Below are 15,516 nucleotides of genomic sequence, written 5' to 3' on the forward strand. Positions count from 1 at the left end.
AGTGGTTATGGTTGATCGGCACGACTACGTGGCCCTGGAATGGGTCAAGGGCGCAATTGCCGAAACCCTGAAGCTGGCGTATCAGGCGCTGGAGCATCTGGCCGAGGATCCCCGGGCGCCAGATGCTCTCGAGCATTGCCTGGAAGGCATCCATCAGGTCCACGGCAGCTTGCAGATGGCGGAGTTCTACGGCGCGGCGCTGCTGGCCGAAGAGATGGAAAAGCTCGCCCTGGCCCTGCAGCAGGAGCGCGTGGCCCAGCGCGACGAAGCCCTGCGCCTGTTGCGCCAGGCCATTGGCCAGTTGCCGCAGTACCTGGACCGGGTGCAGAGCGCGCGTCGCGACCTGCCACTGGTGGTGCTGCCATTGCTCAACGACCTGCGCAGTGCCCGTGGCGAGAGCTTGCTCTCGGAAACCAGCCTGTTCAGCCCGCAGTTGCCCAGCCTGCCGCCGCTGAGCGACAAGGCCCTGGCGGCGCTGGAGCCCCAGGAACTGGCGACCCAGTTGCGCAAGTTGCGGCATATGCTGCAAACCGCCCTGGTGGACCTGCTGCGCGAGCAGGATGACGAAATCAGCCTCGGGCACATGGCCAAGGTCTTCGAGCGCCTGGAAGCCCTGTGCCAGGATGCGCCGCTGGCCCCCTTGTGGCATATCGCCTCGGCGCTGGTGGAAGGCATGCGCCAGGGCGTGGTTGCCAACAGCCCGGCGGTGCGCAGCCTGCTCAAGGATGCCGACAAGGAACTCAAGCGCCTGCAAGAGCAGGGTATGCCCGGGCTCAACCGGGCCGCCCCCGAGGAGCTGCTCAAGAGCCTGCTGTTCTATATCGCCAAGGCGCGCCATCCCACCCCATTGATGCTGACCATGAAAGAACGTTACGGACTGGACGATGCATTGCCCGACAGCGCAGTGGTCGATGAAGAGCGGGCGCGCATGGCCGGCCCCGACCGCGATGCCCTGCGCTCGGTGCTGACCGCAGTGTGCGACGGCCTGGTGCGGGTCAAGGAACGCCTGGACCTGTTCGTGCGCAGCGACCGCCAGCATGCCGATGACCTGGATGGCCTGCTCGCGCCCCTGCGGCAGATCGCCGACACCCTGGCAGTGCTGGGTTTCGGCCAGCCGCGCAAGGTGATCATCGACCAGTTGGCGGTGATCCAGAGCCTGGCCCAGGGCCAGCGCGCCCCCGACGACGCGGTGCTGATGGACGTGGCCGGGGCGCTGCTGTACGTCGAGGCTACCCTGGCAGGCATGGCCGGCACCGTGGAGCCGGAGAGCCGCGAGGAAAGCCGCCTGCCCACCACCGACCTGACCCAGATCCACCAACTGGTGATCAAGGAGTCGCGGGCCTGCCTGCAACAGGCCAAGGAACTGTTGCTCGAGTCCATCGAGGCCGATTGGGAGCATGAGCCATTGTTGGCCCTGCCCGAGCTACTGACCCAGGTGCGCGGAGCCCTGGCGATGATCCCCTTGCCCCGGGCGGCGGGGCTGCTGCAGGCCTGCAATGCTTTTGTCGGCGAGCGGCTGCTGACGGCCAGGGCCCTGCCGGACTGGCAGCAGCTGGATCACCTGGCGGACGTGATCGCCAGCCTGGACTACTACCTGGAACGCTTGAACGAAGACCCTGAGGCACCGGGGGAAAAGATCCTCGACATCGCCCAGCAGGGGCTCTTGGCCCTGGGGTATGCGCCTCAGGTCCAGGCACCGTTGCCGGCGCACGAAGAGCAGGCGCTGACGCTGGCGGACGATCCCCAGGTCGCGCAGTCCCTGGCCGACGCCCTTGCCGCGCCGGTTTCGCTTCTCAATCCGCCGGCCCTGAGCACCCCGGGCAGCCTGCTGCCGCCGCCGGCGGGCGAGGCGCCGGTGGACGACGAGCTGCGCGAAGTCTTCCTCGAGGAAACCGAGGAAGTGCTGGAGATGCTCCGCGAGTACCTGCCGCGCTGGGAGGTCGATCCCCAGGGCCGGTCCGCCCTGAGCGAGTTGCGCCGGGCCTTCCATACCCTCAAGGGCAGCGGGCGGATGGTCCGGGCCCTGGTGCTGGGTGAGCTGGCCTGGGCGGTGGAGAACCTGCTCAACCGGGTGCTGGAGCACAGCGTGGAACCCAGTGTCCAGGTGCGCCAGCTGGTGGGCGATACCCTGGGCCTGCTGCCGGAGCTGATCGCCGAGTACGCCGCCCATGCCCAGCGCCAGCGTGACGATGTCGACCGCCTGGCGGCCCGGGCCCATGCCCTGGCCAGCGGCGCCACGCCCACGGCGCCGCGCGACGATGCCCTGGACCCGCAGTTGCTGGAGATCTTCCGTGCCGAGGCCCAGACCCACCTGGACAGCGTCAACCGTTTCCTCGACCAGGCCGCCGAACAATTGCCGTTGCAGGCCAGCGATGCCCTGCAACGGGCCTTGCACACCCTCAAGGGCAGCGCCTCGATGGCCGGCGTGTGGCCGATCGCCGAGCTGGCCGGCCCTTTCGACCAGCTGGCGCGGGAGTATCGAGCCCACCTGATACCCCTGGACCTGGACGAGGTAGAGCTGCTGCTGGAGGCCGAGGGCTTGCTGCGCAAGGGCCTGCGCCAACTGGACAGCACGCCGCTGGCGCCCATCGACGGCGCCCGGGCCCTGGCCGGACGGGCCCTGGCCCTGCTCGGCGAACGCCTGGAAGCCCTGCTCGATGCTCCGGACAGCGCGCTGCGGGCCAAGCGCGACCCGCAACTGATCAACGACTTCCTGGCCCAGGGCATGGACATCCTGCTGGATGCCGAAACCCTGTTGTTGCGCTGGCAACAACATCCCGGCGAGCGCCAGGAACTCAACGACCTGCTGGATGAGCTGACCACCCTGGGCGAAGGCGCGCACCTGGCCGACCTGCAGCCGGTCGATGAACTGTGCGAAGCCTTGCTCGACCTGTACGGCGCGGTGGAAGAAAGCAGCCTGGCGGTCAGCGAGCGCTTTTTCCACGAGGCCCAGGGCGCCCATGAGGCGCTGATCAACATGCTCGACGAACTGGCCGCGGGCCAGGAAGTCAGCCCGCAGCCCGAGCGGCTCCGGGCCTTGCGTGCGCTGCTGGACGAAAGCCTGGATCCGTCCGCCACCGGCTTGGTCAAGAGCGATGGCAGCCGGGCCCTGAGCATCAGCGAGCTGGGCGCTGCTACCGCGGGCCTTGCGCAACAGGCGTCGCAGGAAGCCGATGACGAGCTGGTGGAAATCTTCCTCGAGGAAGCGGTGGACATCCTCGACAGCGCCGACCAGGCCCTGCAACGCTGGCTGTCCGATCCGGAAAACGGCGCGCCGCTGTCTTCCCTGCAACGGGACATGCACACCCTCAAGGGCGGTGCGCGGATGGCCGAGGTGGCGCCGGTGGCGGAACTGGCCCAGGAGCTGGAGTCGCTGTACGAAGGCTTGGTGGATCGTCGCTACAGCCATGGCCAGCCCCTGGGCCTGCTGCTGCGTGGCAGCCATGAGCAACTGGCGGTACTGCTCCAGCAGCTGCAGGGCCAGCGACCGCTGGACGACTCCCGGGCCCAGGTCGAGGCGCTGCGCAGCTATCGGCAGCAGGCCAGTGGCCCTGGCGAGAGCGTGGCCGAGAGCGAGGAGGCGGATCACTCGGCCCAGGACCCGGAGCTGCTGGAAATCTTCCTCGAGGAAGGCTTCGACATCATCGACAGTTCCGCCGCCGCCCTGAGCCGCTGGCAGGCCGACCCCCAGTCCCGCCAGGAGGTGGAGACCCTGCTGCGCGACCTGCACACCCTCAAGGGCGGCGCGCGGATGGTGGAGATCAGCGCCATCGGCGACCTGGCCCACGAGCTGGAGTTTCTCTTCGAAGGCTTGTCTGCCGGCTTGCTGCAACCCAGCCCGGTACTCTTCACCCTGTTGCAGAAGAGCCACGACCGCCTGGCCCAGATGCTCGACGCCGCCCGGGCCGGGCAACCGATCGAGGCCGCTCGCAAGCTCATCGATGCCATCCACGACCTGAGCCATCCCCGGGTGCCGGCGACCTCGACCCCGGAGCTGGCCGCGCCGCCCGGCAAACCCGAGCCGGTCGCGCCGCAGCCGGAGGTGGCGGCCGGGGCCGACATGGTCAAGGTCTCGGCGGAGCTGCTGGATGACCTGGTGAACCTGGCGGGGGAGACCTCGATCTTTCGCGGCCGCATCGAACAACAGGTCAACGACGCCCGGGTGGCGCTGACCGAGATGGAAACCACCATCGAGCGGATCCGCGACCAGTTGCGCCGCCTGGATACCGAGACCCAGGGCCGGATCCTCAGCCGCCAGCAGGTGGAGGCCGAGCGCCTGGGCTACGAAGAATTCGACCCGCTGGAGATGGACCGCCATTCCCAGCTGCAACAGCTATCCCGGGCCTTGTTCGAGTCGGCCTCGGACCTGCTGGACCTCAAGGACACCCTCGACCGGCGCAACCATGATGCTGCCGACCTGCTGCAACAACAGGGACGCATCAACACCGAGTTGCAAGAAGGCCTGATGCGTACCCGCATGGTGCCGTTCGAACGCATGGTGCCGCGCTTGCGGCGTATCGTGCGCCAGGTGGCCGAAGAGCTGGGCAAGGATGTGGAGTTCGTGGTCGGCAACGCCGAAGGCGAAATGGATCGCAATGTCCTGGAGCGCATGGTCGCGCCCCTCGAGCACATGCTGCGCAACGCCGTCGACCACGGCCTGGAGTCCGCCCTGGCGCGGCGCGCGGCGGGCAAGCCGGAGCAGGGGCGGATCACCCTGGACCTGTCCCGCGAGGGCGGCGATATCGTCTTCGACATGCGTGACGACGGCGCCGGCGTACCCCTGGAGGCCGTGCGCAAGAAGGCCATCAAGCGTGGCCTGCTGGACCCGCAGGCGCAGGTCAGCGACCGCGAGGTGCTGCAGTTCATCATGCAGCCGGGGTTTTCCACCGCCGAGAAGATCACCCAGATCTCCGGGCGTGGCGTGGGCATGGACGTGGTCCACGAGGAAGTGCGCCAGCTGGGCGGCAGCATGAGCATCGACTCGATAGCCGGCAAGGGCGTGCACTTTCGCATCCGCCTGCCGTTCACCGTTTCGGTCAACCGGGCGCTGATGGTCCAGTGCGGCGAGGAGCAATACGCGATCCCGCTCAACACCGTGGACGGCATCGTGCGGGTCATGCCGGGAGAACTGGACGCCTATTACCAGCTCGACCCGCCGCGCTACGAATACGCCGGCCAGTGCTACCAGCTGTGCTACCTGGGCGAACTGCTGCACACCGTGCCGCGGCCCAAGCTGCTGGGCCAGGTCCAGGCGCTGCCGGTGTTGCTGGTGCAATGCAACGAACAGCTGATCGCGGTGCAGGTGGATGCCACCTTCGGTACCCGGGAAATCGTGGTCAAGAGCCTGGGACCGCAGTTCGCCGCGGTCCAGGGGCTGTCCGGGGCGACTATCCTCGGCGATGGCCGGGTGGTGCTGATCCTCGACCTGCTGGCCCATATCCGCGCCCGCCAGGACCAGCCGCCGCAGCCCCGGGCGCCTGGCGGTGATGGTGCCGGCGAGGCGCAGCCGCCCCGGCCGATGCTGGTGCTGGTGGTGGACGACTCGGTGACCGTGCGCAAGGTCACCAGCCGCCTGCTGGAGCGCCATGGCATGAGCGTGCTGACCGCCAAGGATGGGGTCGACGCCATGGCCTTGCTGGCCGAGCACACCCCGGACCTGATGCTGCTGGATATCGAGATGCCGCGCATGGATGGCTTCGAAGTGGCGATCCAGGTGCGCAACGATCCGCGCCTGCAGCACTTGCCGATCATCATGATCACCTCGCGCACCGGCCAGAAACACCGCGACCGGGCCATGGCCATCGGCGTCAACGACTACCTCGGCAAGCCCTATCAAGAGTCGGTGCTGCTGGAAAGCATCGCCCTGTGGAGCAAGAACCATGCTTGACCATCGCGCCAGCACCCTCACCGGGTTATTGCTGCCCCTGGCCGACCGCACCCTGATCCTGCCCAACGTGGCGGTGGCCGAGCTGATCGACTACCAGCAGGGACGCTTCGACCTGGATTCGCCACCCTGGTACCTGGGGCGAGTGCTGTGGCGCGACCGGCAGATCGCGCTGGTCAGCTTCGAGGCGGCCTGTGGCAACCCCACGGTGATCGGCGAGCGAGCGCGAATCGTCGTGCTCAATGCCCTGGGCGGGCGCCCGGAGCTGAAGTTCATCGCCTTGCTGGTGCAGGGCATCCCGCGCTCCTGCAAGCTCGACAGCCAGCTGAGCTATGTCGACGTGCCCCTGGCCTCCCTGGAGAAAGCCGCGGTGCAGGTCGCCGAGCAGGTGGCCAGGGTGCCGGACCTGCCGGCCCTCGAGGAACTGCTGGTGGAGGCCGGGCTGGCGCCTTAGGCCTCGGCCGCCAGCAGGCGGTCGCGAACTTCCATCAGGGCATAACCCAGCAGGTTGAGCCCGCGCCACTGTTCCGGGCGCTCGGCCTTGGCGTCGTCGGCTGCCAGGCCGATGCCCCAGACCCGGTCCACCGGGCTGGCTTCCACCAGCACCTTGTGGCGGGTGCACCGCAGGAAGTGCCCCAGCTCGGGGTGCTGGCTGAACTTGGCCAGGTTGCCCTGGACCACGATGTCGAAGCGGGCGGCCTGCCAGCGGGCGTCGTCGAAATCGCGCACTTCACGACCCAGGTGCTTGGCATAGGCGGGAGGGCCGGCCTGGAGGATGCGGGCATGGGTTTGGTGATCTTCGAACAGCAGCGCCTTGCCGGCCATCATGAAGTGTTCGGCGGTGGGGTAGTGGACGCCTTCGACCTCGAAGCCGGCGTCGAACCACTGGCTGAAGCAGCTCTGGGAAACCCGTCCGTCCCGGGGCGGCTGGTGGCCCCAGAACATCAGGTAGTCGGGCTTGAGGCCGCGTTGTAGTTGCTCCAGCAAGTCCTGGTTGGAGCGAATCGGTGTGTCCATGCTGACTCTCATCATGTGTTCCGGCCATTGAGCGGCCAATCCGACGGGCATTGTGTACCGGGTGCCAGGAGGGATGCCATCGCCGGGTGGTATGAAGATTGTTAAGTCGCGCCAGTAACGCACCGGACCTGGAACAGGCCGGCGAATCGTTACGCTTGGCGTAACTTTCCCACGCCGAGCTTGATTGATGCCCGCCGGGCTTCGCTCCTATGGTGGCTGCCACGACAGCGAACCTGTGGAGCGAGCATGACAACGACACTATCTCCCGACCCGCGCTGGTCGCGGCGGCGCAGCGAGAAGCAGCGCCGCCTCGAGCAGGTGCGGGCCATCGCCGATGGCGTGGTGTTGCCGACCGACAAGATCGTCGCGGCGCTGGAGGCGCTGATCCTGCCCGGCGACCGGGTGGTGCTGGAGGGCAACAACCAGAAGCAGGCGGACTTCCTCTCCCGGTCCCTGGCCAAGGTCGATCCGGCCAGGCTCCACGACCTGCACATGATCATGCCCAGCGTCGGCCGCGCCGAACACCTGGACCTGTTCGAACGCGGTATCGCCCGCAAGCTCGACTTCTCCTTCGCCGGCACCCAGAGCCTGCGCATCAGCCAGTTGCTCGAAGACGGGCTGCTGGAGGTCGGCGCCATCCATACCTACATCGAACTCTATGCCCGGCTGGTGGTGGATCTGACGCCCAACGTGGTGCTGTGCGCCGGTTTCATGGCCGATCGCGCCGGCAACATCTACACCGGCCCGAGCACCGAGGACACCCCGGCGCTGGTGGAGCCAGCGGCCTTCAGCGATGGCATCGTCATCGTCCAGGTCAACCAGCTGGTGGACGACGTCAGCGAGTTGCCCCGGGTGGATATCCCGGCCTCCTGGGTGGACTTCGTGGTGGTGGCCGACCAGCCGTTCTACATCGAGCCGCTGTTCACCCGCGATCCCCGGCACATCAAGCCGGTGCACGTGCTGATGGCGATGATGGCGATCCGTGGCATCTACGAGAAGCACAACGTGCAATCGCTGAACCACGGCATCGGCTTCAATACCGCGGCCATCGAGCTGATCCTGCCCACCTACGGCGAGTCCCTGGGGCTCAAGGGCAAGATCTGCCGCAACTGGACCCTCAATCCCCATCCCACCCTGATCCCGGCCATCGAAAGCGGCTGGGTGGACAGCGTGCACTGCTTCGGCACCGAACTGGGCATGGAAAACTACATCGCCGCCCGTCCCGATGTGTTCTTCACCGGCCGCGACGGCTCCCTGCGCTCCAACCGGATGTTCTGCCAGCTGGCCGGGCAATACGCGGTGGACCTGTTCATCGGCGCCACCTTGCAGGTGGATGGCGACGGCCATTCCTCCACCGTGACCCGTGGCCGCCTGGCCGGTTTCGGCGGAGCGCCGAACATGGGCCACGATCCCCGGGGCCGCCGCCATGGCACCCCGGCCTGGCTGGACATGCGCCTGGACCAGGGCGCGGCGCCGCAGGCCCTGCTGGAGCGGGGCAAGAAGCTGGTGGTGCAGATGGTCGAGACCTTCCAGGAGGGCGGCAAACCGACCTTCGTCGACACCCTGGACGCGGTGGACGTGGCGAAGAAAAGCGGCATGCCCCTGGCGCCGATCATGATCTATGGCGACGACGTCACCCACCTGCTCACCGAAGAAGGCATCGCCTACCTGTACAAGGCCCGCACCCTGGAGGAGCGCCGGGCGATGATCGCCGCCGTGGCCGGAGTCACCGCCATCGGCCTGCGGCATGACCCCAGGGACACCCAGCGCATGCGCCGCGAGGGCCTGGTCGCCTTGCCCGAGGACCTGGGCATTCGCCGCACCGACGCCAGCCGCGAGTTGCTGGCGGCCAAGAGCATCGCCGACCTGGTGCAGTGGTCTGGCGGCCTGTATCACCCACCTGCCAAGTTCAGGAGCTGGTAATGCACGCATTCAACCTGCAATCCCGACCCCTGGGGCTGGCCGAGCGCCTGGCGGACCTGGCGGTGGACGCGCTGATCGACGAGGCCGACCTCTCGCCCAAGCCGGCCCTGGTGGACCGCCGTGGCAGTGGTGCCCACAGTGACCTGCACCTGGGCCTGATGCACGCCTCGGCCCTGAGCCTGTGGCCGGCCTTCAAGGATATGGCCGAGGCCGCGCAACAACTCGCCCGTATCGACTTGCCGCTGCGCGAAGCCTTGGGGCGCAGCGGTCGCGAAGGCGAGCGGGCGATGCTGGTCACCACCGGCGGGGTCAACACCCATCGCGGGGCGATCTGGGCCCTGGGCCTGCTGGTGGCCGCCGCCGCCCTGGAACCTGGCTCCAGGGCGGCCGGCAGCGTCGCCTGGCGCGCCGCGCGCCTGGCGCTGCTGGAAGACCGGCATGCGCCACGGCCCTTGAGCCATGGTGCCCAGGTGGCGCAGCGCTACGGCGTAGGCGGCGCCCGGGAAGAGGCCCAGCAGGGCTTTCCTGCGGTGCTGCAATGGGGCCTGCCGCAGTTGCGGCGCAGTCGTGCCCGGGGCCATGGCGAGCAGAACGCCCGGCTCGATGCGCTGCTCGCGATCATGACCCGGCTGGCCGACACCTGCGTGCTCTACCGCGCGGGCGAAGCGGGCCTGCGGGCCATGCAGGATGGCGCCCGGGCGGTGCTGGAGGCCGGTGGCAGCGCCAGCCTCGCCGGACGCCGGCGCCTGCACCAGCTGGACCTGCAACTTCTGACCTTGAATGCCTCGCCCGGTGGCGCCGCCGACCTGCTGGCCGCCTGCTTGCTGCTCGACCGGATCGAGGCCGCCGCCGACCAGGGAGCGAACTGATGGAAACCTTGTCCTTTGAATTTCCCGCCGGCCCTTCTGGCCGCGGCCGTGCGCTGGTGGGCTGTGTCGGTTCCGGCGACCTCGAAGTACTGCTGGAACCGGCGCCGGCCGGCACCTTGAAGATCCAGGTCCAGACCTCGGTCAACGGCAGCGCCGCACGCTGGCAGCACCTGTTCCAACGCATGTTCGCCGGACAGACGCCACCGGCGCTGCTGATCGACATCCATGACTTCGGCGCCACCCCGGGGGTGGTGCGCCTACGCCTTGAACAGGGCCTGGAGGAAATCGCCCATGACTGACAGCGCACGCTTGCTCGACCAGCACAGCTTCGTCGAACTGGGAGCCCGGCAGCGGGCGCGGGCGTTGCTGGACGCCGGCACCTTTCGCGAACTGCTCGACCCTTTCCAGCGCGTCATGTCGCCCTGGCTGCCGCGCCAGGGCGTGGTGCCCCAGGCCGATGATGGGGTGGTGATCGCCAAGGGCAGCATCGCCGGGTTGCCGGTGGTGATCGCCGCCATCGAAGGCGCATTCCAGGGCGGCAGCCTCGGCGAGGTGGGCGGGGCGAAGATCGCCGGTGCCCTTGAGCTGGCGGCCGAGGACAACCGCCAGGGCATCGCCACCCGCGCCGTGTTGCTGCTGGAAACCGGCGGCGTGCGGTTGCAGGAGGCCAACCTGGGGTTGGCGGCGATCGCCGATATCCATGCCGCGATCGTCGACCTGCGCCAATACCAACCCGTGATCGGCGTAGTGGCTGGCAGCGTTGGCTGCTTCGGTGGCATGTCGATCGCCGCCGGCCTGTGCAGCTCCCTGCTGGTGACCCAAGAAGCGCGGCTGGGCCTGAACGGGCCGCAGGTGATCGAGCAGGAAGCCGGGATCGAGGAGTACGACTCCCGCGACCGGCCTTTCATCTGGAGCCTGACCGGCGGTGAGCAGCGTTTCGCCAGCGGCCTGGTGGATCGCTATGTGGCCGATGACGTGGCGCAGATCCAGGCCCAGGTTCGCGAATTGCTGGCCCTCGGCCTGCCCGAGCGGCAACGCAGCCACCAGGCCGAACACTATCTGCAATGTCTGGCCCGCCTGGACACGGCGGCGCAAATCGATGCGGCAACGGTTCGCGATCTGTATCAAGGAGACCGCTCATGAGTGCAAGTTCTTTGCGGGGCCTGAACTGGTTCAACGCCCTGGTTGGCGGCGCCGCTTCGGTGGCCGGCCTGCCGCCGTCGCTGCGGGTGGCCGACGGTGAACTGGCGGGGCAATCGGCTCGTTTTATCGCTGTGGTGGCCGACCCGGAGAATCGTTTTCCCCGCGCCCGCCAGGGCGAGGTCGGCCTGCTGGAGGGCTGGGGCCTGGCCAAAGCGGTGGATGAAGTGATCGAGGCCGACCGCGATCGGCCCCGCAAGCGAGCACTGATCGCCATTGTCGATGTGCCGAGCCAGGCCTATGGCCGGCGCGAAGAAGCCCTGGGCATCCACCAGGCCCTGGCCGGCGCTGCCGACAGCTACGCCCGGGCCCGCCTGGCGGGGCATCCGGTGATCGGCTTGCTGGTGGGCAAGGCCATGTCCGGAGCGTTCCTGGCCCACGGCTACCAGGCCAACCGGCTGATCGCCCTGCGCGACCCGGGCGTGATGGTGCACGCCATGGGCAAGGCCTCGGCGGCGCGGGTCACCCTGCGCAGCGTCGAGGAGCTGGAAGCCCTGGCTGCCAGCGTGCCGCCCATGGCCTACGACATCGACAGCTATGCCGGCCTGGGCCTCTTGTGGAAAACCCTGCCGGTGGAGCGCATCGAACAACCGACCCCCCAGGACCTGGACCAGGTCAGCGGGTGCCTGCTGCAGGCCATTGCCGATGTACGGGCTGGTGGCGTTGGGCTTGAGGGGCGCCTGGGGGCGGCGAACCGTGAGGCCTCGAGCCGGGTCCGCCAACTGCTGCGGGAGCAATGGTGAGCGCTTGCTCCCCCTGGCTGCCCCATGACCTGCTGTGGGGCATGGAGCCCGGGCAACTGGCGGCCGATGCGCCGGAGTGGGCGCGGCAGGTGCTGGAGCAGGGGCAGCCGGTGGTGGTGCGTCGGGCAGTGAGCGCTGCCGGTTCGATCGCCGTGGGGCTGCGTGGCCCGTCCCGGGAGCAGCGCTACCCGGCGTTGCTGGCGCTGGACGCGGTGCAGCGCGGAACCAGCCCGGAGGCGTTGCGCCACGTGCCGTCGAGCCGTGCCTGGCCAGCGCTCCAGGCCCTGGACCAGTTGCGTGGCCCGCTGGACGCCCTGGGGCTGGCCTGGGGCGTGGGCGGCAGCGCCGGCTTCGAGCTGGCCAGCGGAGTTGGTGCATTGCACCAAGGCAGCGACCTGGACTTGATTCTCCGGGCGCCTGAGCCGCTGTCCCGGGCCCAGGCCCGGGAGCTGCTGGCACTGCTCGATGGCGCCGTGTGCCAGGTCGACCTGCAATTGCAACTGCCGGCCGGGGGCCTGGCCTTGCGTGAGTGGGCCGGGAGCGCCTCGCGGGTACTGCTCAAGAGCGCTAGCGGAGCGCGGCTGGTGCGCGATCCCTGGTGCTCAGGGGAGTTGGCGGCATGAGCAGCTTGCTGGTATTCCCGGGCCAGGGGGCGCAGCAGCCGGGGATGCTCCAGCGACTGCCCGAGCGGCCGGAAGTCGTGGCCTGCCTGCGCGAGGCCAGCGATGTGCTGGGGCAGGACGTACTGGGCCTGGACTCGCCCCAGGCCCTGGCCGGGACCCGGGCGGTGCAGCTGTGCCTGCTGATTGCCGGGGTGGCCTGTGCCCGGACCCTGTTGCACGCGGATTGTCCGGTGGACTACGTAGCGGGCCTGTCCATCGGCGCCTATCCGGCGGCGGTGGTGGCCGGGGCCCTGGATTTCGCCGATGCCCTGCGCCTGGTGAGCTTGCGCGGGGAGCTGATGCAGCAGGCTTATCCACAGGGCTACGGCATGACCGCGCTGATGGGCCTGGACCAGGGCACGGTGGAGGCGTTGCTGGCCCGGGTCCATGGCCGCGAATCGCCGGTGTACCTGGCCAATATCAACGCCGACACCCAGGTGGTGATCGCCGGCAGCGAGGCGGCGATGCAGGCCGTGGCCGAACTGGCCCGGGCATGTGGCGCCGGGGTGGCCAGGCGCCTGGCGGTCAGCGTGCCGTCCCATTGCCCATTGCTGGAGCAGCCGGCCCAGCGGCTGGCCGAGGCGTTCGCCAGGGTGCCGATGGAGCCGCCCCGGCTGGGGTACCTGAGCGGTAGCCGCGCGCGGCCATTGCGCACGGTGGAGCAATTGCGCGACGACCTGGCCTTCAACATGTGCCGGCTGGTGGATTGGCGCGGCACCGTGCAGGGCGCCTATGAGCGCGGCGTACGGTTGCAGATCGAACTGCCGCCCGGGGCGGTGCTCAGCGGCTTGGCGCGCCGGGTGTTCGAGCAGGGCTCGGTGATCGCCTTCGATGGCGCCCGCCCGGACACCTTGCAGGCGCTATTGCGCCAGGAGGGCCGCCGCGACCGATAGAACCGCGACCCAGGCTGGCGAAGCACAAGAACAACAACTTCGACGATGCACTGCGAGGACAACGACAATGATTATCTATGGTGTGGCATTGCTGGCGATCTGCACGCTGGCGGGAGTGATTATCGGCGACATGCTCGGCGTGTTGCTGGGGGTGAAGTCCAACGTCGGCGGGGTCGGCATCGCCATGATCCTGCTGATCTGCGCGCGCTTGTGGATGCAGCGCCATGGCGGCATGACCAAGGACTGTGAAATGGGCGTCGGCTTCTGGGGCGCCCTGTACATCCCGGTGGTGGTGGCCATGGCTGCCCAGCAGAACGTGGTCACCGCGCTGCATGGCGGACCGGTGGCGGTGCTGGCGGCCATCGGCTCGGTGCTGGTGTGCGGCTGCACCATCGCCCTGATCAGCCGGACCCACAAGGGCGATCCGCTACCGCAGGAATCGGGCATCGAAGCCGCACCGGCGGGAGGGCGCTGAAATGTGGGACTTGATCGAGAAAGGCCTGGAGCACAACGGCCTGGTCACCGCCTTCGCCTTCGTTGGCGTGATCATGTGGGTCTCGGTGCTGCTGTCCCGGCACCTGACCTTCGGTCGCGTGCATGGATCGGCCATCGCCATCGTGATTGGCCTGGCCCTGGCCTGGGTCGGCGGCACCCTGACCGGCGGCCAGAAAGGCCTGGCGGACCTGGCGCTGTTTTCCGGCATCGGCCTGATGGGCGGCGCCATGCTGCGGGATTTCGCCATCGTCGCCACGGCCTTCGAAGTCCAGGCCACCGAGGCCCGCAAGGCCGGGTTGATCGGCGCGGTGGCGCTGCTGCTGGGCACGGTGCTGCCGTTCATCGTCGGGGCGAGCATCGCCTGGAGCTTTGGCTATCGCGATGCGGTGAGCATGACCACCATCGGTGCCGGCGCCGTGACCTACATCGTCGGCCCGGTGACCGGCGCGGCTATCGGCGCCAGCTCCGATGTGGTGGCGCTGTCGATCGCCACCGGCCTGATCAAGGCGATCCTGGTGATGGTGGGCACGCCCATGGCGGCCCGCTGGATGGGCCTGGACAACCCGCGTTCGGCCATGGTGTTCGGTGGCTTGGCCGGGACCGTCAGTGGGGTCACCGCCGGGCTTGCGGCCACCGATCGGCGCCTGGTGCCCTATGGGGCGCTGACGGCGACCTTCCACACCGGGTTGGGGTGCCTGCTGGGGCCGTCGTTGCTGTTTTTCATCGTGCGCGGGCTGGTGGGCTGATCTGACCTGGCGTCATCGCGGGCAAGTTGGATCGCCGCTTGCCCGCGATTGCGTCTCATGACCCCCGCGAATACATCCGGCATTCGGCCAGCAGCGCCAGCAGGTTCGGGTCGCGCTCCTTGGCCCTGAGGAATACCACGCCGATATGTTGCTGCAGGCGGTAGCGCGCCTGCAGCGGTATCAGCTTCACGCGGTTCTCGTAGACCGCGGCGATCCTGCCCGGCAGCAGCGCATAACCCACCCCTGAGCTGACCATGCTCAGCAGGGTGAAGATATCGTTGACCTGCATCGCCACCTTCGGCTCGAACCCCGCCTGCTTGAACACCCGCACGCCGTCCTGGTGGGTGGCGAAACCCTGGGTCAGGGTGATGAACGTGGCGTCGCGCACAGCCGCCAGGTCCACTTCGCGCTCTTGGGCGAAGGGCGAGTCGGCCGGGGTGGCGAGGAAGATATCGTCGGAGAACAACGGCAGCTGTTCGCAGTCCGGATCGCTGACGCTGTCGTCCAGGGATACCAGGATCGCATCCACTTCCATGTTCTTGAGCTTGTATAACAGGTCGATGTTGGAGCCCAGGATCAGGTCGATATTCAGCTCGCTGCGCCGCAGCTTCAGGCCCATGATCAGTTGCGGCACGGTTTTCACGGTCAGGGAATAAAGTGCGCCGAGCTTGAAACGTTCTGCCGAGAAGCCAGCGGCTTCACGGGTCAGGCGCACGCTCTCGACCACATCCTGCACCAGCTTCTGCGCTCGCTCTTCCAGCACGTAGGCGCTTTCCAGCGGAGTCAGGTTGCGTCCCTCGTGCTTGAACAGCGGGCAGCGCAGGGCGTTTTCCAGGGAGTGGATGGCCCGGTGCACGCTGACATTGCTGGTCTGCAGTTCGCTGGCGGCGCGAGCCAGGTTGCCGGTGCGCATGAAGGCCAGAAACACTTCGAGTTTCTTGAGGGTCAACTCTTCGTCGATGAGCATGGTCCGGACTCTGGTGGCGAGGGTCCGATGATGCCCGATGAGTCGTCATGTGACCGCTGGTTTTTTCAGCGGCGCGCCCCAATGGACATATTGCGCTTGCACACTGCGGCGCGGGCC

At 68.2% G+C, this 15,516-nt stretch carries 13 protein-coding genes; 11 read left to right on the plus strand and 2 right to left on the minus strand.

Translation table 11 applies throughout. The annotated features are described in order from the left end of the window. Positions 1-7: 7 nt before the first annotated feature. Positions 8-5,887 carry an Hpt domain-containing protein gene (locus CAG11_RS02765; protein WP_085594474.1) on the plus strand — a complete coding sequence of 1,960 codons (5,880 nt, stop codon included), beginning with the start codon at positions 8-10 and terminating at the stop codon, positions 5,885-5,887. Further along, positions 5,880-6,338, plus strand: a complete 459-nt coding sequence (locus CAG11_RS02770; protein ID WP_022641607.1) for a chemotaxis protein CheW — start codon at positions 5,880-5,882, stop codon at positions 6,336-6,338. The genes CAG11_RS02765 and CAG11_RS02770 overlap by 8 nt, the downstream gene beginning before the upstream one ends. On the opposite strand, the gene CAG11_RS02775 is transcribed toward CAG11_RS02770, so the two are convergent. Further along, positions 6,335-6,901: an NADAR family protein gene (locus CAG11_RS02775; protein ID WP_085594476.1), complete on the minus strand. Its 567-nt coding sequence runs from the start codon at positions 6,899-6,901 to the stop codon at positions 6,335-6,337. The genes CAG11_RS02770 and CAG11_RS02775 overlap by 4 nt on opposite strands. 246 nt (positions 6,902-7,147) lie before the next feature. Here CAG11_RS02775 and mdcA point away from each other — a divergent pair, with 246 nt between their 5' ends. From mdcA to madM, 9 genes are all read left to right on the plus strand, one after another. After that, positions 7,148-8,824 (plus strand): malonate decarboxylase subunit alpha, encoded by a 1,677-nt coding sequence (gene mdcA / locus CAG11_RS02780; RefSeq protein ID WP_085594478.1) that lies wholly within the window; start codon positions 7,148-7,150, stop codon positions 8,822-8,824. Next, on the plus strand, positions 8,824-9,693 hold the full coding sequence (locus CAG11_RS02785; protein WP_085594481.1) for a triphosphoribosyl-dephospho-CoA synthase: 870 nt from the start codon (positions 8,824-8,826) through the stop codon (positions 9,691-9,693). The genes mdcA and CAG11_RS02785 overlap by 1 nt, the downstream gene beginning before the upstream one ends. Further along, the gene (locus tag CAG11_RS02790) at positions 9,693-9,992 is read left to right on the plus strand and encodes a malonate decarboxylase subunit delta (RefSeq protein WP_022641603.1); all 300 of its coding nucleotides are present in this window, start codon (positions 9,693-9,695) and stop codon (positions 9,990-9,992) included. The genes CAG11_RS02785 and CAG11_RS02790 overlap by 1 nt, the downstream gene beginning before the upstream one ends. Beyond that, a complete protein-coding gene (locus CAG11_RS02795) occupies positions 9,985-10,836 on the plus strand; it encodes a biotin-independent malonate decarboxylase subunit beta (protein WP_085594483.1) in 852 nt (283 codons plus the stop codon). The genes CAG11_RS02790 and CAG11_RS02795 overlap by 8 nt, the downstream gene beginning before the upstream one ends. Continuing rightward, positions 10,833-11,636 (plus strand): biotin-independent malonate decarboxylase subunit gamma, encoded by an 804-nt coding sequence (gene mdcE / locus CAG11_RS02800; protein ID WP_085594485.1) that lies wholly within the window; start codon positions 10,833-10,835, stop codon positions 11,634-11,636. Before CAG11_RS02795 ends, mdcE begins: the two co-directional genes overlap by 4 nt. Continuing rightward, positions 11,633-12,259: a malonate decarboxylase holo-ACP synthase gene (locus CAG11_RS02805; RefSeq protein WP_085594621.1), complete on the plus strand. Its 627-nt coding sequence runs from the start codon at positions 11,633-11,635 to the stop codon at positions 12,257-12,259. The genes mdcE and CAG11_RS02805 overlap by 4 nt, the downstream gene beginning before the upstream one ends. After that, complete coding sequence (gene mdcH, locus CAG11_RS02810; RefSeq protein WP_085594487.1) at positions 12,256-13,191, plus strand: malonate decarboxylase subunit epsilon; 936 nt, start codon at positions 12,256-12,258, stop codon at positions 13,189-13,191. Before CAG11_RS02805 ends, mdcH begins: the two co-directional genes overlap by 4 nt. A gap of 67 nt (positions 13,192-13,258) precedes the next feature. Then, the gene (gene madL / locus CAG11_RS02815; RefSeq protein WP_085594489.1) at positions 13,259-13,666 is read left to right on the plus strand and encodes a malonate transporter subunit MadL; all 408 of its coding nucleotides are present in this window, start codon (positions 13,259-13,261) and stop codon (positions 13,664-13,666) included. A 1-nt stretch (position 13,667) separates the two neighbouring features. Continuing rightward, a complete protein-coding gene (madM, locus tag CAG11_RS02820; protein WP_022641596.1) occupies positions 13,668-14,432 on the plus strand; it encodes a malonate transporter subunit MadM in 765 nt (254 codons plus the stop codon). A 55-nt stretch (positions 14,433-14,487) separates the two neighbouring features. Here the strand turns inward: madM and CAG11_RS02825 are convergent, their stop codons facing one another. Then, complete coding sequence (locus tag CAG11_RS02825) at positions 14,488-15,399, minus strand: LysR substrate-binding domain-containing protein (protein WP_022641595.1); 912 nt, start codon at positions 15,397-15,399, stop codon at positions 14,488-14,490. Positions 15,400-15,516 lie beyond the last annotated feature (117 nt).

The organism is Pseudomonas sp. B6(2017) (genome assembly GCF_002112765.1).
Taxonomy (GTDB): domain Bacteria; phylum Pseudomonadota; class Gammaproteobacteria; order Pseudomonadales; family Pseudomonadaceae; genus Aquipseudomonas; species Aquipseudomonas piscis.

Bases quoted from the DNA above. Each gene is read 5' to 3' on its own strand.
- CAG11_RS02765 (WP_085594474.1), top strand. From the start codon at position 8: ATGGTTGATCGGCACGACTACGTGGCCCTGGAATGGGTCAAGGGCGCA.
- CAG11_RS02770 (WP_022641607.1), top strand. From the start codon at position 5,880: ATGCTTGACCATCGCGCCAGCACCCTCACCGGGTTATTGCTGCCCCTG.
- CAG11_RS02775 (WP_085594476.1), bottom strand. From the start codon at position 6,901: ATGGACACACCGATTCGCTCCAACCAGGACTTGCTGGAGCAACTACAA.
- mdcA (WP_085594478.1), top strand. From the start codon at position 7,148: ATGACAACGACACTATCTCCCGACCCGCGCTGGTCGCGGCGGCGCAGC.
- CAG11_RS02785 (WP_085594481.1), top strand. From the start codon at position 8,824: ATGCACGCATTCAACCTGCAATCCCGACCCCTGGGGCTGGCCGAGCGC.
- CAG11_RS02790 (WP_022641603.1), top strand. From the start codon at position 9,693: ATGGAAACCTTGTCCTTTGAATTTCCCGCCGGCCCTTCTGGCCGCGGC.
- CAG11_RS02795 (WP_085594483.1), top strand. From the start codon at position 9,985: ATGACTGACAGCGCACGCTTGCTCGACCAGCACAGCTTCGTCGAACTG.
- mdcE (WP_085594485.1), top strand. From the start codon at position 10,833: ATGAGTGCAAGTTCTTTGCGGGGCCTGAACTGGTTCAACGCCCTGGTT.
- mdcH (WP_085594487.1), top strand. From the start codon at position 12,256: ATGAGCAGCTTGCTGGTATTCCCGGGCCAGGGGGCGCAGCAGCCGGGG.
- madL (WP_085594489.1), top strand. From the start codon at position 13,259: ATGATTATCTATGGTGTGGCATTGCTGGCGATCTGCACGCTGGCGGGA.
- madM (WP_022641596.1), top strand. From the start codon at position 13,668: ATGTGGGACTTGATCGAGAAAGGCCTGGAGCACAACGGCCTGGTCACC.
- CAG11_RS02825 (WP_022641595.1), bottom strand. From the start codon at position 15,399: ATGCTCATCGACGAAGAGTTGACCCTCAAGAAACTCGAAGTGTTTCTG.